The 22,478-nt window shown below is 34.0% G+C and carries 24 protein-coding genes and 2 tRNA genes; 19 read left to right on the top strand and 7 right to left on the bottom strand.

Annotation, left to right across the window (positions count from 1 at the left end; genetic code table 11):
• The first annotated feature begins 460 nt into the window (after positions 1-460).
• A complete protein-coding gene (locus DM397_RS12080; RefSeq protein WP_142479039.1) occupies positions 461-1,063 on the top strand; it encodes a hypothetical protein in 603 nt (200 codons plus the stop codon).
• A gap of 110 nt (positions 1,064-1,173) precedes the next feature.
• Here DM397_RS12080 and DM397_RS12075 read toward each other — a convergent pair whose 3' ends face one another.
• Positions 1,174-1,608: a DUF6896 domain-containing protein gene (locus DM397_RS12075; protein WP_111377776.1), complete on the bottom strand. Its 435-nt coding sequence runs from the start codon at positions 1,606-1,608 to the stop codon at positions 1,174-1,176.
• A 259-nt stretch (positions 1,609-1,867) separates the two neighbouring features.
• Here DM397_RS12075 and DM397_RS12070 point away from each other — a divergent pair, with 259 nt between their 5' ends.
• From DM397_RS12070 to DM397_RS11990, 17 genes are all read left to right on the top strand, one after another.
• Positions 1,868-3,076 (top strand): anhydro-N-acetylmuramic acid kinase, encoded by a 1,209-nt coding sequence (locus tag DM397_RS12070; protein WP_111377775.1) that lies wholly within the window; start codon positions 1,868-1,870, stop codon positions 3,074-3,076.
• A gap of 351 nt (positions 3,077-3,427) precedes the next feature.
• Complete coding sequence (locus DM397_RS12065) at positions 3,428-4,999, top strand: glycoside hydrolase family 10 protein (RefSeq protein WP_111377774.1); 1,572 nt, start codon at positions 3,428-3,430, stop codon at positions 4,997-4,999.
• Positions 4,986-6,257: an MFS transporter gene (locus DM397_RS12060; RefSeq protein ID WP_111377773.1), complete on the top strand. Its 1,272-nt coding sequence runs from the start codon at positions 4,986-4,988 to the stop codon at positions 6,255-6,257. Before DM397_RS12065 ends, DM397_RS12060 begins: the two co-directional genes overlap by 14 nt.
• 21 nt (positions 6,258-6,278) lie before the next feature.
• Positions 6,279-6,620, top strand: coding sequence for a tetratricopeptide repeat protein (locus DM397_RS12055; protein ID WP_111377772.1), 342 nt, complete (start codon positions 6,279-6,281; stop codon positions 6,618-6,620).
• 91 nt (positions 6,621-6,711) lie between these two features.
• Complete coding sequence (locus DM397_RS12050; protein WP_111377771.1) at positions 6,712-7,161, top strand: GNAT family N-acetyltransferase; 450 nt, start codon at positions 6,712-6,714, stop codon at positions 7,159-7,161.
• A 2-nt stretch (positions 7,162-7,163) separates the two neighbouring features.
• Positions 7,164-8,777 carry a glycoside hydrolase family 3 protein gene (locus DM397_RS12045; protein ID WP_111377770.1) on the top strand — a complete coding sequence of 538 codons (1,614 nt, stop codon included), beginning with the start codon at positions 7,164-7,166 and terminating at the stop codon, positions 8,775-8,777.
• Between the two features lie 123 nt (positions 8,778-8,900).
• A complete protein-coding gene (locus DM397_RS12040) occupies positions 8,901-9,539 on the top strand; it encodes a peroxiredoxin (RefSeq protein ID WP_012024184.1) in 639 nt (212 codons plus the stop codon).
• 246 nt (positions 9,540-9,785) lie between these two features.
• Positions 9,786-10,094, top strand: a complete 309-nt coding sequence (locus DM397_RS12035; protein WP_008462030.1) for a thioredoxin family protein — start codon at positions 9,786-9,788, stop codon at positions 10,092-10,094.
• Between the two features lie 110 nt (positions 10,095-10,204).
• The gene (locus DM397_RS12030; RefSeq protein WP_008462029.1) at positions 10,205-10,462 is read left to right on the top strand and encodes a DUF6952 family protein; all 258 of its coding nucleotides are present in this window, start codon (positions 10,205-10,207) and stop codon (positions 10,460-10,462) included.
• A gap of 397 nt (positions 10,463-10,859) precedes the next feature.
• Positions 10,860-11,357, top strand: a complete 498-nt coding sequence (tpx, locus tag DM397_RS12025) for a thiol peroxidase (RefSeq protein WP_111377769.1) — start codon at positions 10,860-10,862, stop codon at positions 11,355-11,357.
• A gap of 13 nt (positions 11,358-11,370) precedes the next feature.
• Positions 11,371-11,745 (top strand): diacylglycerol kinase, encoded by a 375-nt coding sequence (locus DM397_RS12020; RefSeq protein WP_111377768.1) that lies wholly within the window; start codon positions 11,371-11,373, stop codon positions 11,743-11,745.
• 18 nt (positions 11,746-11,763) lie between these two features.
• Entirely contained in the window at positions 11,764-14,223 is a 2,460-nt protein-coding gene (locus DM397_RS12015) for a DNA translocase FtsK (RefSeq protein ID WP_111377767.1), read from the top strand.
• Between the two features lie 7 nt (positions 14,224-14,230).
• Positions 14,231-14,923 carry a LolA family protein gene (locus DM397_RS12010; RefSeq protein ID WP_111377989.1) on the top strand — a complete coding sequence of 231 codons (693 nt, stop codon included), beginning with the start codon at positions 14,231-14,233 and terminating at the stop codon, positions 14,921-14,923.
• A gap of 8 nt (positions 14,924-14,931) precedes the next feature.
• Positions 14,932-16,386, top strand: coding sequence for an LptF/LptG family permease (locus tag DM397_RS12005; protein WP_111377766.1), 1,455 nt, complete (start codon positions 14,932-14,934; stop codon positions 16,384-16,386).
• A 2-nt stretch (positions 16,387-16,388) separates the two neighbouring features.
• Positions 16,389-17,522: a 3,4-dihydroxy-2-butanone-4-phosphate synthase gene (ribB, locus tag DM397_RS12000; RefSeq protein ID WP_162536276.1), complete on the top strand. Its 1,134-nt coding sequence runs from the start codon at positions 16,389-16,391 to the stop codon at positions 17,520-17,522.
• 1 nt (position 17,523) lies between these two features.
• Positions 17,524-17,922, top strand: a complete 399-nt coding sequence (locus tag DM397_RS11995) for an acyl-CoA thioesterase (RefSeq protein WP_111377764.1) — start codon at positions 17,524-17,526, stop codon at positions 17,920-17,922.
• Between the two features lie 151 nt (positions 17,923-18,073).
• Positions 18,074-18,158 (top strand) — tRNA-Ser (locus tag DM397_RS11990).
• 102 nt (positions 18,159-18,260) lie between these two features.
• Here DM397_RS11990 and DM397_RS11985 read toward each other — a convergent pair.
• The 5 genes from DM397_RS11985 to DM397_RS11965 form a co-directional block, all read right to left on the bottom strand.
• Complete coding sequence (locus tag DM397_RS11985; protein ID WP_111377763.1) at positions 18,261-18,620, bottom strand: putative quinol monooxygenase; 360 nt, start codon at positions 18,618-18,620, stop codon at positions 18,261-18,263.
• 6 nt (positions 18,621-18,626) lie between these two features.
• Entirely contained in the window at positions 18,627-19,622 is a 996-nt protein-coding gene (locus DM397_RS11980) for a VOC family protein (protein ID WP_111377762.1), read from the bottom strand.
• A gap of 29 nt (positions 19,623-19,651) precedes the next feature.
• Complete coding sequence (locus DM397_RS11975) at positions 19,652-20,509, bottom strand: SDR family NAD(P)-dependent oxidoreductase (protein ID WP_111377761.1); 858 nt, start codon at positions 20,507-20,509, stop codon at positions 19,652-19,654.
• Between the two features lie 164 nt (positions 20,510-20,673).
• The gene (locus DM397_RS11970; RefSeq protein ID WP_111377760.1) at positions 20,674-21,252 is read right to left on the bottom strand and encodes a Crp/Fnr family transcriptional regulator; all 579 of its coding nucleotides are present in this window, start codon (positions 21,250-21,252) and stop codon (positions 20,674-20,676) included.
• A gap of 177 nt (positions 21,253-21,429) precedes the next feature.
• Positions 21,430-21,627, bottom strand: coding sequence for a YqaE/Pmp3 family membrane protein (locus tag DM397_RS11965; RefSeq protein ID WP_111377759.1), 198 nt, complete (start codon positions 21,625-21,627; stop codon positions 21,430-21,432).
• 267 nt (positions 21,628-21,894) lie between these two features.
• On the opposite strand from DM397_RS11965, the gene DM397_RS11960 reads away from it, so the two are divergent.
• Positions 21,895-21,979, top strand: a tRNA-Ser gene (locus DM397_RS11960).
• A gap of 297 nt (positions 21,980-22,276) precedes the next feature.
• On the opposite strand, the gene DM397_RS11955 is transcribed toward DM397_RS11960, so the two are convergent.
• Positions 22,277-22,478 (bottom strand): AMP-binding protein (locus DM397_RS11955; RefSeq protein ID WP_162615483.1); only part of this gene is annotated, 202 nt, incomplete at its 5' end.

The following is a 22,478-nucleotide window of genomic DNA, read 5'->3' as shown; positions in this document are numbered from 1 at the left end:
AGGTTCCAAGGTTTTTTTGTGATTGTTTTTGGAGTTGGAATTTGGAATTTACATTCAATTGACACTAGTAACGATAGTGCGGATTTGTGTCGAAATAGATATTCAAAGATTTAGAATGTCAAAGATTTTTTTACTTATTTATTTTATTCGTAATATTATCTTCAAATTCAAAAACATCTAAATGGGAGATCATTTTTTCGACATTCAAACAGACAAATTATTCAAAAGAATTTCTTTTTTTATTTTGTTTGGAATTCTACTAAACCTGCTCTTATTTTTTGGAACCTCTTATCTTGAGAACAAAATAACAAATAGGTCATTTATTAATTCGTATGTAATTTATTGCGTTTTTTTAGGCATTTTTCATTGTTGTTTTTATAGAAAATTCATTCGCAATTTTCTAGCTATGACTATTATATTCTTTTTCATAGGATTAGCATTTTGTCTCTTTTATTTCGCAATGCTCATATTCAGTTTCGGAATTGAGGTCTTTGCTTTTCTTGCAGTCTTAATTATCTATCTATCCATTCAGTTAATCACTTTAAGACTATGCTTTAATCTAAAACCTACTGCTAGCATAAGTTTTATAACCATTTTAATTTTCATCGCAGGTTTTAGCATAACCTATATAAAAAAAGACTATGACCTTTATTATTATGGATTTTCATTTATCTGTTCTGTCTGGTCTCTAAATATTATCTTATCTGCATTACTTTTCTCTGATTTTGTATTTGACAAAAAACAAGAAAATGCATCAAAAGATCGTTCTAATACAGGAGAAATAAATGTAGAAAACTTCAAGGATTACTTAAAAACCATATTTGGCTCACAAATAACCTTTTACGAAGCCTTCAACGAATTTCAGATTTATGAAATTGATTGTTTTCCAGAAAATTTCGAACATAAATTAGCAATCGAATTTTCAAATGAAAACATCAAATTTGCAACCGTTACAAAAGAACCCAGTGTTGATTTTTCTTTATATGATTATGTAATCGAAACCAACAAAGAAGCCGAAGACTTTATACAACATATTTTAAAATTTGGGTGGCCAATCAAATAAGATATTTTTCAGAAGCTATTCCTGCTGTCCGCTATATCTTTTGTGGTGAACCCCACCACAAAAGGATGCCGCTTCCATCAGGGCTAGGGCACTTGGTTTCATAAGAAGGTTCATTGAAGAAAAAACGATTCCTGAACAACTCTATAACATTTAAAAACACATCCAAAAGCTTTTCCTTCAATTCTTTCGAAAGTCAACCATTCTAAAATTCCTTTATTTATAAGTTGGTAAAGTTCATACTCGATGTAATCTTCACTATAATTTAGTTTCTGATATTCTGGATGAGTTCTAATAAGCTCTGTAAGATCCCATTGTGTGAAAGTAATTTCATTTATTGAAATATCATAAGTATAAATAATTCCATCTTTTTTGACGGTGCATCCACTTCCATGAAAATAATATTCAATACCGTTAATTGAACCTAATCTTTCAAAGAAAGTAATTGAAAACGAACATGGATTTATGTCTTTTTGGTATTTATCTTTTAATAAAGCTTCGAAGCTTCTGATAAATGTGATGTAGTCGGTTAAGATTTTTTCGATCATAATTAAATCAAATGTAAATTGAATTTATTTGATTTACAACCATAATAGCACAACGTTAGCGCGGATTTGCAATCCGTGCCCACAAAGCATATCCTTCTTAACTTATATTGTGTCCAATCTTTGCGGGCACGGATTGCAAATCCGCGCTATCGGATTAAAAAATCATTCATAAATAAAGTAAACCAATAAAATCACTTTTTTCTAAATTTATCCCCAAATAAATCCCATTTTAGCATTATCAAAAAAGCATTCCATCAAAATGAATAAAAATATAAAAGCCCTCTACAATATAGCTCAAAAAGAAACCCGAAAAATACTCGGTTTAATGTCAGGAACTTCACTTGACGGACTTGACTTAGCAATGTGTGAAGTTTCGGGCGAAGGTGGAAATACGGTTGTCAAAATCCAGCAGTTTGAAACCATCGACTACAACGACGATATTAAAACCGAGATTAGAAAAGTATTTGCGCAGAAAACAATCGATTTTCAGCATTTGGTTTTATTAAACGAATGGATCGCTGATTTACATGCAGGAATGATTAATGATTGTCTAGCAAAATGGAATATTCCCGCAACCGAAGTCGATTTGATTGCTTCGCACGGACAAACGGTTCTGCACGCGCCAAAGTTTTTGCATCAGCAGGAAAAATTTCCAAATGCGACTTTACAGATTGGAGACGGCGATCATATTGCGGTAAAAACGGGAATTATCACTTTATCAGATTTCAGACAAAAACACGTTGCTGCGGGTGGCGAAGGCGCGCCTTTGGCTGTTTATGGCGATTATTTATTATTCAGCAAAAAAGGAGAAAACCGAATTATGCTTAACATGGGAGGAATCGCCAATTTCACTTATTTGCCCGCTTCTCAAAACGCCGAAGAAGTCTTTGTAACCGATACGGGAACCGCAAATACTTTAATCGATATTTTTACCAAACAATTTTTCCCAGAAAAAAGTTTCGACAAAGACGCCGAAATTGCTAAAAAGGGAACTGTAAATCAGGAACTTTTAAGCGAATTAAAAAGTGATCCTTTCTTCAAACAAAGCTTTCCAAAAACAATCGGTCAGGAATTGTTTAATCATGAATTTGTGAATTCGGCTTTGGTAAAACTAGGCTTACAGAATATTTCGGCACCAGATTTGCTGGCCACTTTAACACGTCTGAGTGCAGAAACGATTGCCGAAGCGGTTTTGTTTGTTGTAGAAAATACTAAAACACCAATCGAAGAGTTTACAGTTTATATGTCTGGCGGTGGCGCTCGAAATCCGTTATTGGTGAAGTGGTTACAGGAATTATTGTCTTGTAAATTTGAAAAAAGCGACGTTCTCGGAATTTCAGGCGATGCAAAAGAAGCGGTTTTATTTGCTGTTTTGGCTAATGAAACGGTTGCAGGCGGAAATTACAATTTTGGTTCACAAAAAGGAATTCCATCAGTAACCATGGGGAAAATTTCTTTCCCAGATTAAAAGATAGCCACGAATTCACGAATTTATTTAAAAATCTATGCGGAAAAAACGTTATTAATTAAACGAATTGTAATTACTTGGATTATATTTAATCTTTGAAAAAAAATAATTCGTGAATTCATGGCGGAAAAACTTTGAAAAAAATAATTCGTGAATTCGTGGCGGAAAAACTTTGAAAAAATAAAATTCGTGAATTCGTGGCGGAAAAACTTTGAAAAAAATAATTCGTGAATTCGTGGCGGAAAAACTTTGAAAAAAAATAATTCGTGAATTCGTGGCGGAAAAAACCCAACGTTATTAATTATAATCAGCTAAAAAAACTATTTTTGGTTTTTGTTTAAAAAGATTGAAATGCATAAAAATCAGCACTTACTATACTCTATCATATTTTTATTTTTCTTTGGATGGAATTCTTTTTCTCAGGAAAAAATACTGCATCCTAAAAATGAATTTAGAGGTGTCTGGATTGCAACAGTCGTAAACATTGACTGGCCACAAAAAGCGACAGACAACGTAGAAAAAGAAAAAGCTGATTATCTTGAAATTTTAGAAGCTTACAAAAAACTGAATTATAACGCTGTTATTGTTCAGATTAGAAGCGTGGGCGATGCTATTTATCCTTCAGAATTTGCGCCTTGGTCACGATTTTTGACAGGAAAAGAAGGTTTGGCTCCAAACCCATATTACGATACTTTGGCTTGGATGATTGAACAGGCGCATAACCGCGGATTTGAATTTCACGCTTGGCTAAATCCGTATCGTGCTACTTTCGATTTGAATAAAAATCTTTTAAGTCCAAACCACGATCTTTTTAAACATCCAGAATGGATGATCGAATACGGCGGAAAATACTATTACGATCCTGCGCTTCCAGAAGTTCAGGCGCATTTAACCAAAGTCGTTAAAGAAGTGGTTGACAAATATGATGTTGACGCAATTCATTTTGACGATTATTTTTATCCTTACGCTGTTCCAGGAAAAGTCTTTAATGATAACGCTTCTTATCAAAAATATGGCGCAGGCTTAAGCCGTTCAGATTGGCGCCGTGCCAATGTGAGCAATTTTGTTCATGCTATTTCAAACACTATAAAAGAAAGTAAGCCTTGGGTTCAATTCGGAATTAGTCCGTTTGGAGTTTGGCGAAACAAATATCAAGATCCAAGAGGTTCTGAAACTCAGTCTACTTCAAATTACGATGATTTATACGCAGATCCAATGCTTTGGATGGATCAAAAATGGATCGATTATATTCTGCCACAATTATACTGGAGCATGAACAATACGAGAGCTTCTTATTCTAAATTGGTAAAATGGTGGTCTGAAAACTCCAATAATACAGCTATTTATATCGGTCACGCTACCTACAAAATTAGAGCTGACGGTGATAAAAACTGGAACTATATGACCGAAATTCCAAATCAGATTGATCTTCTTAGAACTTTTAAAAATGTTTCTGGAAGCGCTTATTTCAGTTCAAAATGGTTTATGGGCAAAAACTTTGATGTAGTTCGTCATTTAGAAGAAAACCAATATAAATATCCTGCACTTCCTGCGGCAGTTCCAAATTTAAAACACGTCATTATCGATACTCCAAAAGTTTTGGAATATAGTAAGGATAGCATTAAATATAACTTCACATTCCAAAGTCCGTTAAATACAAAGGTTCGTTATATGGTGGTTTATGGAGGCGAACATATTTCGAAAATCGATATTAACGATGCTACAAAAATTATCGAAAAAGTAACGGTAAAAGAAGTTGACGGAAAAATTACTTTCGCAATAGCGGCCGGAAAACTAAATCTTTACAAAGCCTGTGCTGTAACTTTTATTGATTATTATGCTAATGAAAGTACTCCAACTGCTATTGACCTAAAAAAACCTTATAAAAACTATACACCAAATCAACCTAATGAAAACAGATAACAAACCTTGGTTTTGGATTCCGCTTCTAAACTTCGCTTCAGGATTACCGTATGCCATAATTATTTCGGTTTCGGTAATTATGTACAAAAATCTAGGAATTTCTAACGAAGACATTGGCGTCTATACCAGTTTGCTCTATCTGCCGTGGGTTATTAAACCGCTTTGGAGTCCGCTAATTGAATTGATCGGAACCAAGAGAAAATGGTTTCTGCTAATGCAATTAATCATTTCGATTGCTTTTCTGCTAGTTGGTTTCACGATTCCGCTCAACGGATTTTTCATCATGACATTATCCATTTTCTGGGTTGCCGCTTTTGCTTCGGCTTCCAATGATATTGCAACTGATGGCTTTTATTTATTGGTTTTACCAGAAGACAAACAATCTTTCTTTATCGGAATCAGAAGTACTTTTTACAGACTTTCTATGCTTGCAGGAAACGGTTTGGTAGTACTTTTTGCCGGATATTTGGAACATAAATTTGGAGACAACACCAAAGCATGGTCGTATACCATGATTTGTGTAGGTTTATTGATGATGTTTATTACTGCTTACAATTTCATTTTCACACCAAAAAATGAAATCAATGTTGTAGAGAGCAATAAAGAAACATCACATCAAAACTTTGGAACGATATTTATCAGTTTCTTCAAGAAAAAACAAATCGGATTAATTCTTGCCTTTGTTTTAGTTTTCAGATTAGGAGAATCGCAATTGCTAAAAATGTTAAGTCCTTTTTTACTAGATTCTAAAGAACTTGGAGGAATGGGATTAGACACCGAAGCCGTTGGAATCATTTACGGAACATTTGGAGTTGCTGCATTGACTTTAGGAGGAATTCTGGGAGGAATTGCCATTTCACGACATGGCCTTACCAAATGGATGTTTCCAATGTTTTTAGCCATGCATTTACCAATTATTGGCTTTATTCTATTAGCATTTTTTCACCCAACCTCAATTTATTACATTTATATCGTCGTTATTTTAGAACAATTTGGCTATGGTTTTGGTTTTACGGCATTTATGATGTATTTAATCCATGTTGCCGAAGGAGAATCAAAAACTGCACATTATGCATTGGCAACAGGATTTATGGCAATGGGAATGATGCTGCCAGGAATGTTAAGTGGCTACATTCAACAATATTTAGGCTATGGAAACTTCTTTATTTGGGTTTTAATAGCTACAATTCCAGGTCTTATTTTATCACGTTTTTTAACTTTCCCAAAAGATTTTGGGAAGAAATCAGAAGAAGTTTAAACCCCAAATCAAACTTTACCTATGGAAATCAATGAGAATTTGCAGAACGAACGCAATCTGAAAGGATCGGAGTTCGAAAAAAATGGAAATCTTGAAAAAGCGATTGAGTTGTATGAAGAAAATGTTGCAGAAGGCTTTAAAGGAAATCACCCGTACGATCGACTAGCTACGATCTACAAAAACGAAAACGACCTCGAAAATGAAATTCGAGTTTTAGAAAAAGCAATTGTGGTTTATGAAATTATCACAATTGAAGACCGATTGGAAGGATTACCGAAACTTTTCCGTTTTAAAAACCGATTGGAAAAAGCTCTTGAAACCAAAAAACAATTGGCTAAACAAAAGAAAGCAAAGTTGAAATAATTTTTACCATTAAGACATTAAGCAATTTAAGCCACAGCTTTATGAACTTAATGCCTTAATGGTAAAAACAAGATAACTAAATTTATTTGGCATGGTTACTTTAAAACGTACAAATTCAGACGATATCGATTTTATAAATCTGGTTGTTTTATTAGACCAGGATTTAGCAATTAGAGATGGCGAAGATCACGCGTTTTATAATCAGTTCAATAAAACCGATAAAATAAAACACACGATTGTTTATTACGAAAACGGAATTCCTGTTGGCTGTGGCGCTTTTCGCGAAAAAGAACCTGGAACAACAGAAATTAAACGAATGTATGTTCATCCAGATCACAGAAAAAAAGGAATCGCTTCTGCCGTTTTAGCAGCACTTGAAATCTGGGCAAAAGAAGTGGGTTATACCTATACTATTTTGGAAACTGGAAAAAATCAGCCAGAAGCCATCAACTTATATCAAAAATTAAATTATACCATCATTCCCAATTATCCTCCTTACGAAAAAATGGATAATAGTGTTTGCATGAAAAAGACTTTATAATAATGAAAATCACAGCCGAAGCATTACGACAAAAAATAGGACAATTTTTCTTTCCAGCAGTATTCATCAACGATACCGAAGAAAATATTCAGGAAACCGAACGCCTTATAAAAGAGCATAATATTGGCGGACTGACCTTTTTTCACAGCCGTGCGAGTGCTGCAACCAATTACGAAAGCAAGAAAAAAGTAGTTTTTAATGACAATAGCTACGAAAAAATCAAAGCTCTGATTGTTCGTTATCAAAAAGCAGCTTCTACTCCGCTTTTAATCAGTATTGATGCAGAATGGGGATTGGCGATGCGAATTGAAAAAACACCGCAATATCCGTATGCTATTACGCTTGGCGCTTTACCAGAAAACAAAGCAAACTTAGTTTACGAAGCTGGAAAACAAATTGGTTTAGATTTAAAAGCTGCTGGAATTCAGTATAATTTATCGCCTTTGGCTGACATTAACAACAATCCAAATAATCCCGTTATTGGTTATCGTTCTTTTGGAGAAGATAAAAAGAAAGTAGCCGATTTTTCTATTGAATATTTAAAAGGAATGTCGGAAGTTGGTGTTTTAGGCTGTCTGAAACATTTTCCAGGACACGGAAATACGAATGTCGATTCGCATTTAGGATTGCCTGTTTTGAAAGAAACTTTAGAAGAATTAATGGATAACGAATTATATCCATTCATTAAAGGAATCGAAAACAATGTCGATTCGATTATGATTGGACATTTGGCTGTTCCGAGTTTAAACGACGGAAAAGATACTTCTGCCACTTTATCAAAAGCCGTTATTCAGGATCTTTTGCGTGACAAATTAGGTTATGATGGTTTGGTAATTTCTGATGCCCTGAACATGCACAGCGTTTCTAAATTGTACGAAAGCAAAGGCCAATTAGAATGGGAAGCTTTCAATGCAGGAAATGATATTTTATGCTTCGCTGAAAATGTTCCTGAAGGAATTGAAGCTATTTATAAAAACGCTTCTCCAGATCGCATTTTTGAAAGCTATAACCGAATCATGAAAGCCAAAGAAAAAGCTGGAATTCTTTCTGGAAATACAGCTATTTCGGGCGAATTAGATTTCGAAAAAACATCAAAATTAAACCTGGAAATTGCTCAAAATGCGATTACAACAATCATTGATAATTCAAGTTCAGAATTAGCTTTTGAAGCTCAGAAAAACAACAAATTAGCCAAACTAAGTTTATATAAAAATACTGAAAATACATTTTTCAAAACTTTAAATACAAAACTTAATTCGCCAGAATTTGCTTTTGAAAATTTAGAAGTTTCGGATATTCCATTAATCCAAAAAGAATTAGAAAATTTTGAAACGATTATCATTTCATTATTTGTTCCAAAAGCAAAACCGCTAAATAATTTCGAAATTGATGACGAAGTTTTAAACTTGCTTTCTAAACTATTGCAAACCAAAAAGTGTATTGTTTTTGTTTTCGGAAATCCGTATGCATTGCCTTTAATTCCTAACCTAAAAAAAGCTTCAGGATTAATTCAGGCGTATCAAGATTTTGAAGAATTTCAAAAAACAGCGGGAGTTCAATTTTTAGAAAAAAATAATTTCAACGGCGCTTTACCCGTAAATATTGACATTCAATAAATTACAACTGAAAATAGCCAAAACTTATTAACTTATAAATTTTTATAATCACATCTTATTGTAAGAACCTGTACTTATGCCCTATTTTTGCAGCAAATAAATATTAAACGTAAAACGAAAATTATGTCTTTAGTAGGAAAAAAATTCCCAAGTATTGCAGTAGATGCTATCTCAGAAATGGGTGACAATTTAAAAATCAACATTTTTGAAGAAGCAGTAAACAACAACAAAAAAGTATTATTGTTTTGGTACCCAAAAGATTTCACTTTTGTTTGCCCAACTGAATTACACGCCTTTCAAGCTGCATTACCAGAATTTGAAAAAAGAAATACTATCGTAATTGGTGCTTCTTGCGATACTAACGAAGTTCACTTTGCTTGGTTAAATACTCCAAAAAACAATGGTGGAATCGAAGGTGTTACTTACCCAATTTTAGCAGATACAAACCGTAACTTAGCTAACATTTTAGGTATTCTTGATATCGAATCTACAAGCTATAGCGAAGATACTGATTCAGTTATCATCGAAGGTTCAAACGTAACTTACAGAGCGACTTACCTAATCGACGAAACTGGAAAAATCTTCCACGAAAGCGTAAACGATATGCCATTAGGACGTAACGTAAACGAATACTTAAGAATGGTTGACGCTTACACTCACATCCAAACTAAAGGTGAAGTTTGTCCAGCAAACTGGGAAGCTGGTAAAGAAGCAATGTCTGCAGACAGAATCAGTACTGCTGAATACTTAAGCGCTAACTAAGCTGCTTTTTAAGGTTCTGAGGTTCTAAGTTGCTAAGCTTCTAAGCTTTTTTAACTAAACTTTTGAAACTTAAAATGCAATTCTACAATACAGTCATTGGGTTCTAAGACTAACACTTAGAATCTTAGAACCTTGATGACTTTTAAATCTCAAAAAATAATTTTAACGTTAAGTCATTTTATGGACTAAGGACTAAAAACTTAGAACCTTAGTACCTCAGCGACTTAGCACCTTAAAAAAAAACAAATGTTAATCGACTTAAACGAAGATACGTTAGCAGATTTAGTTGCTAAAAACGAAAAAGTAGTAGTACAATATTCAGCTTCATGGTGTGGAAATTGTCGTATTATGAAACCAAAATTCAAAAAATTAGCTACAGAAAATGAAGCTATCACTTTTGTTTTGGTTGATGCAGAAAATTCTCCTGAGTCTAGAAAATTAGCTAATGTGAGCAACTTGCCAACATTTGCTACTTTCGTAAACGGACAATTAGTTGGCGAAACGCAAACTAACAAACAAGAAGTATTAATTGACTTAGTAAACGCTATTGTTTAATTTTAGATCGTTAGACTGACTTAGATTTTTAGACTTCTTAGAAGTTGTCTAAATCTTTAAAAAAGTCTAAGAATGTCTAAACAAGTCTAAAAATCTAAGAAGTCTAAACTATGAAATTACCAGTAATTAAGCATTTAACACAATTCATCGAAGAAAACGATCAGGATTATATCATTGAAACAATCGAAGTTCTAGAAGCGATGACTGAAATTCCTTCTCTAAAAGACGAAGAATTGGACGTAATTGGTGAATTGATTTCAAATATGTATGGTGCCCTTGAAGTGCAAAAATTAGTTGCTCAAGGAACTGATAAAAAAGAAGCTCTAAATACGTTCATGAAACGTGTTTTAGGTTCAATCGATAAATAAATCGACCTCCTCCCAAGAATAAATAAAAAAATAAAGCTGAGAAAGCGTTTCTAATTTAGGGACGCTTTTTTTAGTTTACAGTGTTCAGTTGCAGTATTCAGTCACAGTTTTACGAAATCTTTGTCAGGCTGAGCGGAGTCGAAGCCCACATGAGTAGCTTCCCATTTTATATTGATAATCTTTGATGATTTGCTATGCGTGGGCTTCGACTCCGTTCAGCCTGACATGCACAATAAATCCAAAATTTACCATCTAAAATCTAAAATTATTTAGATAAATTCGTGAATTCGTGGCTATCCAAAAACGATCCTTAATCTCTCCTTAAACCCTTAACAAATACTTTTAGATTAAAATATTAATCCTTACTTTTGAGCCTCATTAATTTTAATCAAAAATCATGGCATCTATCACATTAGGAGGAAATCCAGTTCATACATCAGGCGAATTACCAGCAGTTGGATCACAACTAGCTGACTTCAAATTAGTTCAAAACGATTTATCAGTTGCATCTTTAAGCAATTTTGCTGGTAAAAAATTAGTTTTAAATATTTTCCCAAGTGTTGATACAGGAACTTGCGCAACGTCTGTTAGAACTTTCAACGCAAGTGCAAGCGGATTGGAAAACACAACCGTATTATGTATTTCTAGAGATTTACCTTTCGCTCAAAAACGTTTCTGTGGTGCTGAAGGTTTAGAAAATGTGGTAAACTTATCAGATTTTCAAACTGGTGCTTTTGGTAAAGCAAACGGATTAGAAATCGTTGACGGGCCTTTAGCAGGTTTACACTCAAGAGCAATCATTGTTGTTGATGCCAACGGAAAAATCGTTCATACAGAACAAGTAGCAGAAATTGCAAACGAACCAAATTACGAAGCAGCTTTAGCAGCACTATAATATTTTCCAATAAATGGAGTTTCAAAAAGATAATACATTTGTTACAGGCCGATTAAAAAGTATGACTTATGCTTTTAACGGAGCTGTAAAATTGATTAAGACAGAGCACAGCATTATGGTTCAATTCTCATTGGGAATTATCATGACGATTGCTGGGTTCTATTTTCATATTTCTCAAACCGAATGGCTATGTCAAACCTTAGCCATTGGTTTAGTTTTAGCTGTCGAAGGATTAAATACAGCAGTTGAAAAAATTGCCGATTTCATCCATCCTGATTACAGCAGACGAATCGGATTTATTAAAGATATTGCTGCCGGAGCGGTATTTTTTGCCGCAATGACTGCAATTGCAATAGGCTTGATTATTTATATTCCAAAATTTATTTAGGCAAAGGAAAACGCAAGAATGGCAAAAAATAAAAAAGAAACTGTAGATAAAAAAAACGACAAACAAGAAGGGAATAAAAGATCTTTTAAAATTTCTAAACAACAAAAATTTGTTTTAGGATGTCTTTTGGTACTTTTTTCTATTGCACTATTAGTCGCATTTATTTCTTTTTATGTTAATGGACAATGGCAAAACGACCAAAGTGTTGTAGACCAACTTGGAGATCGCACTGAAGTTGCTGAGAACTGGCTCGGAAAATTTGGGGCTTATCTAGCAGATTTAATTATTTACAGAGGCTTTGGACTTGCCTCTTTCATTTTCGTACGTTTATTTTTCCTTACCGGAATGTTTTTAGCATTGGAGCTTTCGACTCAAAAACTTAAAAACACTTGGTTTTGGGATATTTTTGCTATTATCGTTGTTTCTGTCTTATTTGGTTTCTTTGCTACTTCGGCACCAGAATTAGGCGGAACTATTGGTTATGAATTAAATTTATTCCTTCAAGATTATATCGGAAAAACAGGTACACTGCTTACACTGCTTTTTGGTTTAATCATTTATCTGATTTTCAAAATCAAATTATCGCCAGAAAAAATTCAATCGTATTTTGATTCGACAAAAAAAGAATTCAAATCAGAATTAGACACATTAAAACCAGCTGTAAATCAGCCGGAAAGTGCTTATAATCTGGAAGAATTTGCAATTGTAGAAGAAAAACAAGAAGAAGACGATCCTGAATTGGATAACATTCACATAAAAACTGTCGATTCTCAATTCGAAATTAATAAAGAAGCTTTAAAGCCAACTATTTCTCATTCATCTGAAATTGAGTTAAATCCAGTTTTAAAGCCAATTACACCAAAACAAGAATTGCCATTAGTTTCTCCTGATGAAGCATTTGTAATTGAAAAAGCAGAGGAAGAAGATATTATCGAAGAAAACTTAGCTTCTCGCCTAGTTGCCGATTTCGGATTATTTGATCCGACCTTGGATTTATCCAATTACAAATTCCCAACTATCGATCTACTAAAAGAGTATTCAACAGGCGGAATTACAATTAATCAGGAAGAATTAGAAGAAAATAAAAACAGAATTGTAGATACACTTCGTAACTACAAAATTGAAATTGCACAAATTAAAGCAACCGTTGGGCCATCGGTTACTTTATATGAAATTGTACCAGAAGCAGGAATCAGAATTTCTAAAATTAAGAGTTTAGAAGACGATATCGCTTTATCATTGTCAGCACTAGGAATTCGTATTATTGCGCCAATTCCAGGAAAAGGTACTATCGGTATTGAGGTTCCGAACAAGAACCCAACTATGGTTTCTATGAAGAGCGTTATTGGAGCCGCAAAGTTCCAAGAAGCCGAAATGGAATTGCCAATTGCATTAGGAAAAACCATTTCGAACGAAACTTTTGTTGTCGACCTTGCCAAAATGCCTCACTTATTGATGGCTGGAGCAACTGGACAAGGAAAATCTGTTGGATTAAACGCAGTTTTAACTTCACTTTTATACAAAAAACATCCAGCTGAAGTAAAATTTGTTTTAGTCGATCCGAAAAAAGTAGAGCTTACGCTTTTCAACAAAATTGAAAGACATTATTTGGCTAAACTTCCAGATACGGAAGATGCTATTATTACAGACAATGCTAAAGTTGTAAATACTCTGAATTCACTTTGCGTGGAAATGGATAATCGCTATTCTTTATTAAAAGATGCGATGGTTCGTAATATTAAGGAATACAACGAAAAATTCAAGTCTAGAAAATTAAATCCAGAGGCCGGACATCGATTTTTACCTTACATTGTTTTGGTTGTCGATGAGTTCGCAGATTTAATTATGACCGCAGGAAAAGAAGTTGAAGTTCCGATCGCGCGTCTGGCTCAATTGGCCCGTGCTATTGGTATTCACTTAATTATTGCAACACAAAGACCGTCTGTAAACGTTATTACAGGTTTAATCAAAGCCAATTTCCCTGCCAGAATTGCGTTTAGAGTAACTTCAAAAATTGACTCTAGAACTATTTTAGATACTCAAGGAGCTGATCAGCTTATTGGACGCGGAGATTTATTATACACCAACGGAAATGACGTAATTCGTGTTCAATGTGCTTTCATTGACACTCCTGAAGTTGAAAAAATTACAGATTTTATTGGAGGACAAAAGGCATATGCTACAGCTTATTTGCTTCCAGAGTTTGTTGGAGAGGAAAGTGGCATTAATCTTGATATAGATATTTCCGAAAGAGATACTTTATTTAGAGAAGCGGCAGAGATAATTGTCAATGCACAGCAGGGTTCTGCTTCTTTATTGCAACGAAAATTAAAATTAGGATACAACAGAGCGGGTCGTTTGATCGATCAACTTGAGGCAGCAGGTATTGTTGGTCCGTTTGAAGGCAGTAAAGCACGCAGCGTAAACATCTTAGATTTAAATGCTCTTGATCAATTTTTTAATAATGAACAAAATTAATCCAATCATGAAAGCAAAAATTCAAGAAATCAACAACAATTCTATCACAAACATGACTAAAAAGTGCTTCCAAATGGCAATTATTTTGCTTTTGAGCTTCACTTCTATTCAAGCTCAAGATAAAAAAGCGAAAGATTTATTGAACGAAGTAACTTCTAAAATAAAAAGCTACGACAATATTGTTATCGATTTTAAATATTCTTTGAATAATGCCAAAGAAAACATCAATCAAGACAGTAAAGGAAACGTAACAATGAAAGGAAACCAGTACGTTTTGAATTTTATGGGCGTTACTAAAATTTTTGACGGTCAAAAAACATACACTATTGTTCCTGAAGATGAAGAAGTTACTATTTCTAAAGTAAACGAGAAAGATGATAACGCAATCACTCCTTCTAAAATGCTTACTTTCTTCAATTCTGGCTACAAATACAACATGGACATTGTTCAGAATGTAAAAGGAAGAAAAATTCAATATATCAAATTAGTTCCAACTAGCGGAAAAGACCAAAGAAAAGAAATTTTGTTAGGTGTTGACGTTCAGACAAAACACATTTACAATTTGATTGAAACTGGAAAAAACGGAACAAAAACAACTTTAACCGTTAATTCTTTTAAAACCAATCAGCCATTATCAAAAAATCAATTTACCTTTGTAGCGAGTAAATACCCGAAATACTACATCAATAAATTAGATTAATCAGAAGGTTGAAAATTCTAGACAAATACTTATTAAAAACATTCTTACTTACATTTACTACGGTATTTGTAATCTTATTTTTCATATTCATACTGCAAACAGTATGGCTATTTATTTCAGAACTAGCAGGTAAAGATCTCGACTTAATATTGGTCGTGAAATTCCTGCTTTTTTCTATGCCACGAATTATCCCGCTGGTTTTACCGCTTTCGGTTTTATTAGCATCTATCATGACTTTCGGAAATCTGGCCGAAAATTACGAATTCGCAGCCATGAAATCTTCTGGAATCTCACTGCAAAGAGCAATGAGAGTACTGATTATTTTTATTTTCGTTTTAAGCATTGTTGCCTTTTGGTTTGCAAACAACGTTATTCCGTATGCCGAATATAAATTTGTCAATTTTAGAAAAAATATTGCTCAAGCTAAACCAGCTATGGCAATCGCAGAAGGTCAGTTTAACGATGTTGGCACTTACAACATTAAAGTAAACAAAAAGACTGGCGAAAACGGCAATCATCTTACTGGTGTAACTATTCACGAGAAAGCGAATAATATGGGTGAAAATAAAACCGTAATTAAAGCTAAAACTGGTGAATTAGTCAGTAATGAAAAATCTAGTATTCTAAAATTGGTTTTAAATGATGGTTATTACTATCAAGACGTTACTCCAAAAAAATATGAGGATCGTGCTAAAATGCCTTTTATAAAAGGAAAATTTAAAACACAGATCATCAATATCGATTTATCTGAATTAAACAAAGTTGACGACAGCAAAGAAAACATTGCAGGAACAAATGGAATGTTGAATGTTAATGAACTTCGCTATACTTTAGATTCATTGAACAAAAATTTAGACAACGAAATTGTTTCTTTTTCTGAAAATATCAATCAGCGAGTGGGGATTAAAAGATTTCCCGGAAATACTCAAAAAAACATCAAAAAGAAACCGCTTCCAAATGATGTTTTGTCTATTTACTCTAACAAAGACAAAGTTGATATTTTAAAAATGGCGGGAAGCAATATTACCAGCAACATTTATTCTATAGAAACGACGCAGAAAGATTTAAAAGACAAGGAACGAGAAATCAACAAACACTATAATGCATTATACGAGAAATTCGTTATTGCTTTTGCTTGTTTCTTAATGTTCTTTATCGGAGCTCCGCTTGGCGCTATTATTAGAAAAGGAGGGCTTGGGCTTCCTATTGTATTTGCCGTTTTAATTTTCATTACTTTCCATTTCATCAATACGTTCGGAAAAAGGTTATCTCAAGAAGGCGGCATGACTCCGTTTATGGGATCATGGATGTCATCTTTTGTCCTCTCTCCGCTAGCAGTTTTATTAACCTATCGCGCTACAAACGATAACGGATTAATTAATTTTGATGCAATTACAACCCCAATTTCACAACTAATTCAGAAAATCTCTGAGCGGTTTTTATCTGCTCAAAAGCAAAAATAATTATGTCAACAACAAAAATACAACTGAATACCATTGAAGAAGCTATTGAAGATATTCGTCAAGGTAAAGTAATCATTGTAGTCGATGACGAAGATCGTGAAAATGAAGGTGATTTTTTGGCTGCTGCCGAAAAAGTAACTCCAGAAATGATCAACTTTATGGCTACTCATGGACGTGGTTTAATTTGTACACCACTTACAGAAAGTCGATGCAAGGAATTAGATCTTCGTGCGATGGTTACCAACAATACAGATCATATGGAAACCGCTTTTACTGTTTCTGTTGATTTAAAAGGTCAAGGCGTTACAACTGGAATTTCTGCTGCTGATAGGTCAAAAACAGTTCAGTCATTAGTTGATCCAAATACAAAACCACACGATTTAGCTCGTCCTGGTCATATTTTCCCTTTAATTGCTAAACAAGGCGGTGTCTTAAGAAGAACGGGACATACTGAAGCAGCAATTGATTTTGCGCGTCTTGCAGGATTTAAACCTGCTGGTGTAATCTGCGAAATCTTAAACGAAGACGGAACTATGTCGCGTTTACCAGAATTAGTTAAAGTGGCTAAGAAATTCAATCTGAAATTAGTTTCTATTGAAGACTTAGTTGCTTACAGAATGCAGCACGATAGCTTAATCGTTAAAAAAGAAGACTTTGATATCGAAACTCGTTTTGGAACTTTCCGTTTAAGAGCTTACGAACAAACTACAAACAAACAAATTCATATTGCTTTAACCAAAGGAACTTGGAATCTTGGCGAACCAATTTTGACAAGAATTCACTCTTCTCAGGTAAATAATGATTTATTAGGCACATTGACTAACAATGCAGAACAGCAGCTAGACGATATGTTTAAAGTAATTAATGAAAACGGAAAAGGTGCTGTTATTTTTATCAATCAAGATATGACGGCTGTTAATCTTTTAAACAGAATTTCTGAGCTAAAATCGTTACAAGCTAACGGAACTTTAAAAGCTCCGAAAGTCATTATTGACAGCAAAGATTACGGTATCGGAGCACAAATTCTTCATGATATAGATATTTCTAAAATCAGATTGGTTTCGAATACAGAACAAACAAAACGAGTGGGTATGATTGGATACGGACTTGAAATTACAGAATACGTTAATTATTAATATGGGAACAGTAGAAGAAAGAATCCAAAAATCAGAAACTCGTATTTTTAAAGCCGTTTTTCCTAGCACAACAAATCATTATGACACTTTATTCGGAGGAACCGCTCTTCATTTAATGGACGAAGTTGCTTTTATTTGCGCTACACGTTTCAGCCGTAAAAAAGTAGTTACGATTTCGACAGGTCAAATTGATTTCAAAAAAGCAATTCCTGCGGGAACTTTAATCGAATTAGTAGCAAAAGTAGATAGCGTAGGAAGAACCAGCTGTAAAATTCACGTTGATATTTTTATGGAACAGATGTATTCTGAACTTCGCGAAACGGTAGTTTCAGGAACTTTTTCGTTTGTTGCAGTCGACGAACATAAAAAACCAACGCCAATTTTAGACCATTTAGATTAATTTTTCAAAAAAAACCACTTTCGGAAATACTGATAATTAGACACTTGAAAATTATCTTAAAAAACTTCAAAAAAAAGTTCGAAAAAAGTTTTTATAACCAAAAAACCGTCTTATATTTGCACCCGCAATCAGGCACTGATAGCGACATACTGGAGAAATGGCAGAGCGGTCGAATGCGGCAGTCTTGAAAACTGTTGACTGTAACAGGTCCGGGGGTTCGAATCCCTCTTTCTCCGCTGAAATTTGAAACCCTTAACTTTTGTTAAGGGTTTCGTCATTTTTAGAGATATCCAAAAAACTCTCTGGCTATTTTAATATTTAATGACATTCTATGATGATCAAACTTTCCCTCTTGGATCGTCAATATGCATTTTTTTAACCTCATAACGTACTCCTTCTCTATCTAGTATCCTTACATTTTTAACCACTGTACTCAAAGCAGTTAAAAATATTTCAGAAGTTTCATGTCTTTCGTATGCTTCTTCATCCCTCCAGCCTTCTAAAAGATGAAAAGTATTTTCATCTGTCAAATCCTGAGAAAAAGCATAATAAATACAGCCTTCTAATTTATTGGCAGCAATCATATCGGGCACAACAGCATCTATAAAAACCCGTCTATCCTCTGGATGAACTCTATAATAAGCACTTACTGTTATTGCTGTCGTTTTTGTTTTATCATGGTGATTAGAACTTTCCATTTCCTTTTATTTTTTATTATCTACAAATACATACAACTTAACCACTTTTCCATTTTCAAAAACAAAAAGATCCATACCAGTAGTCGCATCAGGTTTTTCTGCAGAGCCATGCTGCCAATAAAGCCTTGCCGTATTATGATTTACATCAATTGCTTTGATGCGTGAAAATCTCGAATTTTTATTTTTATTATGAAGACCATCTATAAATTCATTTATTTCTTTATAACCAACAGCTACAAAATGACTGTCTACCATTTCAATATTTTCATTGTAGACTTTTTTCATTAAGTCTTCACGTTTTTTAATTTCTTTTTCATTCCATATTAAAAGATGCGAGTCAACTAAAGATTTAATTTCAGATTCAGAAATTGGGGTATCAATCTGCTTTTTAGGAGACCAGAGAATTTTGGCAGGTTTATTCTTCTCATATCCTTTTCCGTTTGGATAAGAAACTAATTCCATTTTTGAACCCCATGGCGTTTCAAAGTAAACCCATGATTCCCCAGCCGTATCACCAGAAGGCGTTGTAAAAGGTTCTCCTAAAACTTTAACTCCTTTATTTTTCAAATACTGCACAGCCGCATTAATATCCTCTACATAAAAAGCAATATGTGACGCTCCAATATCATCAGTATTTGGATGATTCAAACTTCCTTTGCTATCTGTGTATTCAAACACTTCAATGCTGGCTCCATTTCCCGCATTTATCATTTTTATAGTAACAGCGCCTGTTGCAGGATTAATATGATTCATTTTTTTCCATTCAGCATCTAGCGGAATTGGCCCTAACTGTGTTACAGGTGTAAAGCCAAGTACATCGTTAAAAAATGCAACTGCTTTATTCAAGTCTGGAACATTGATTCCGACATGATCAATCCCAACAATTCCTGCAGTATTTTGCGCCACTGTTTTTTCCGAAGCAGAAAAGAGTATTAATAAATTAAGCATTGCTGCAGCTGAAGTCTGTACTTTTTTGTTTGATTTTTTATGATTTGTTTTCATGATTATTGTAAATGTATTTTGTGAATAAATTAATTAGTATAAGCTGCTACCCATTTTGCTTTAATATTGGCACGAGCTTCAATAAATTCTTTATCTGTTCCTTGAGCAATGGCATCTAGCGGAAAACGAAGAGGTCTTTCTCCTTTTTTCATGCTGACCAATTCTAAAATACCATTAGCAATAGTTTGCGGATTCATATCAAATTGAGCCATTTTACCAAATAATGCTGTTCCTAAAGCATTAAATTTTTCGGTTGCAGCTTCTCCATATTCTTCAACAATTTCTGTTTTGTCTGCGTGAATACCGGCTTTAGAACCATTATTCATTTCTGTTGGATAAACCCCTGGCTGAATACTTACGTTTTCAATTCCATAATCTGCCAACTCATCTTGAAGCCCTTCTGTAAAACTTTCTACAACAAGTTTTGAAGCGATATAAGGAACCATAAAAGGAAGTGTGTGTCCGCTTGCTCCTGTTGTAATATTAATTACAAGTCCGTTTTTTTCTTTTCTCATTGAAGGAAGCACTGCCTGATACATACGAAGTACACTGTATACGTTTACGTCGAACATTTTACGAACCTGATCAATAGAATAGCCTTCAAGCAAACCAAAACCGCTTACAGCTGCATTATTGATAAGAACATCAATTTTTCCATATTTCGAGATTACTTTTTCGATAGCTTTATTTGCTGATACATCATCGGTAACGTCAATATCTACCACTTCAATATTTTCTATTGCTTCTAGCTCTTTAGCTGGCACTGCATTTTTATCTTTTGTGTTGCGCATTCCAGCAATAACAGAGTGACCTGCATTAGCTAATGTTAAAGCCGTAAGTTTTCCAAAACCTGTACTTGTTCCTGTAATAAAAATTGTTTTTGACATGATTTCTAATATTAAAATGTTTATAATGTTTGTTTCTTTTGAACATTACAAAGTTGCGCTTTATGCAAAACCTGCACATTGATTAGAAATAAGTAAAAACTTGATATAGATCAAGAGTCTAAATGGAACATAAAAAAAGGAGCTTTAGAAGCTCCTTTTGCAGTTTATTTTTTTGCGGTCTGTTTACGAATACGGCTTAATGTTTCTGGCGTCATTCCCAGATATGAAGCGATCATAGTCTGAGGAATTCGCGAAGCAAAGCCTGGATATTTTTTTATAAAGTTTAAGTATTTTTCTTCTGCAGTTAAAGTCAGCGAAGCTTGTATTCTATTTTGGGCAGCAATAAAACTTCTTTGCAGAATAGTATTAACCATGTTATTAAAAGCAGGGATTTCTCTGCACAACAATTCAAAATTTTCATGAGTAAAAAGAACAAGCTCTGTATCTTCAATTGCATCAATATTAAATCGTGACGGTTGCTGCATCATTAAACTCTCGCGATCGCCTGTCCACCAATTTTCAATACTGAAGCTATTTACATGTTCGCTTCCTTTATCATCAACGGTATAGGTTCTTACACAGCCTTGAGTTATGAAAGCATCGTACTTCCAGACATCTCCTTCCTGCAATAAATATTGCCTTTTTCGAAGTTTTTTAATAATGGCAAAAGATTGTATACGTTGAGATTCTTCCTGAGTTAATTCAGTTTTTTCTTCAAGATATTTTTGGAATATTTCATACATAATATGTAAAATTATGTAAAAACATCTAAAGAACAAATTTTATCCTTTTCAATGAAATGCCTGCTGCAAAATAGCATATTCCTTAATTTATGAAATCCATATAATTCAAAACTCCTTTTTATTTTATTTTCAATTCTAGATTTTTCACATTTGTGTATACTGTGAGCATACAAGCAATTATCTATTTCGCATTGCTTTTATTAATCTTGCATTACGTCTGTCGGCTCTAGAATTCTGAAGTGATATAACGGCCCATATCGCAGCAGGCAGCCAACCGATTAAAGTTAGCTGTAAAATCAAGCAAAGTAAAGACGTCAAAATTTTACCTCTTAAAAGAAAAGAGATGCATGGAAAAAATATTGCAATAAGTGTCATCATTTTTATACCTTTTAGATATATGTCTCAAATTTTGCAATTTGTTACTTAAAATCTGGCTATAAAATAAAATATTTCACCAAGCAAATTAATACTCTCAAATTATACTCATTCCGTTTTAGCTTCAATTTGAAACCCTTAGCTTCACCATAAATTTTCTTTTTGTACATCATCAAAGTTTCTTTGCAAATAGTTCCAAAAAAATTTTCACAATTCAAAAAACAGCTTATCTTTGCACTCGCAATCAGAAAATGAGAGCAACATACTGGAGAAATGGCAGAGCGGTCGAATGCGGCAGTCTTGAAAACTGTTGACTGTAACAGGTCCGGGGGTTCGAATCCCTCTTTCTCCGCTGACAACGAGACCCCTGTGAATACAGGGGCCTCCAAGTTTTAGGAAGTGCCGGAAACTCTTGAACCCAGCTTTAAAAAAGGGCTCCACCCCTGTCAAATTGCCGAAAAAACTGAAATCCGCAGTTCAGCGGCTTTCTTACCAAATTTACAAAATATGTTAATTCTGCAGAGCATGGTGCACCTATTAGTGCACTTTTTACCGATACTTTAGTTTCTTTTAAAAAACGTATAAATTGATGTTTATTTTTATTCTTCCTCTGTTGGAATACGGAGTGTAACACCACTATACAAACTCATCATAATTTCATGTATAGAGGCATCATCTCCTGGGTAAGCTCCGGCTTGTTCAAATACCCGCGCGCTACTCCAGCCCCTGATATAAACAGCTTTCCGGGGGTTCCTATCGGAACAATCTGCAAAGAATCATCCAATATGTAAATCTGGGTGTTCGATATTGGCTTTCCGATAGGAATAGCTCTTTTCTCTACAGCATGTCCT

This window comes from Flavobacterium nitrogenifigens, assembly GCF_003254565.1.
GTDB classification, from domain to species: domain Bacteria; phylum Bacteroidota; class Bacteroidia; order Flavobacteriales; family Flavobacteriaceae; genus Flavobacterium; species Flavobacterium nitrogenifigens.
Note: the sequence above shows the minus strand (reverse complement) of the source record. Positions and strands in the feature narration are given on the sequence as shown.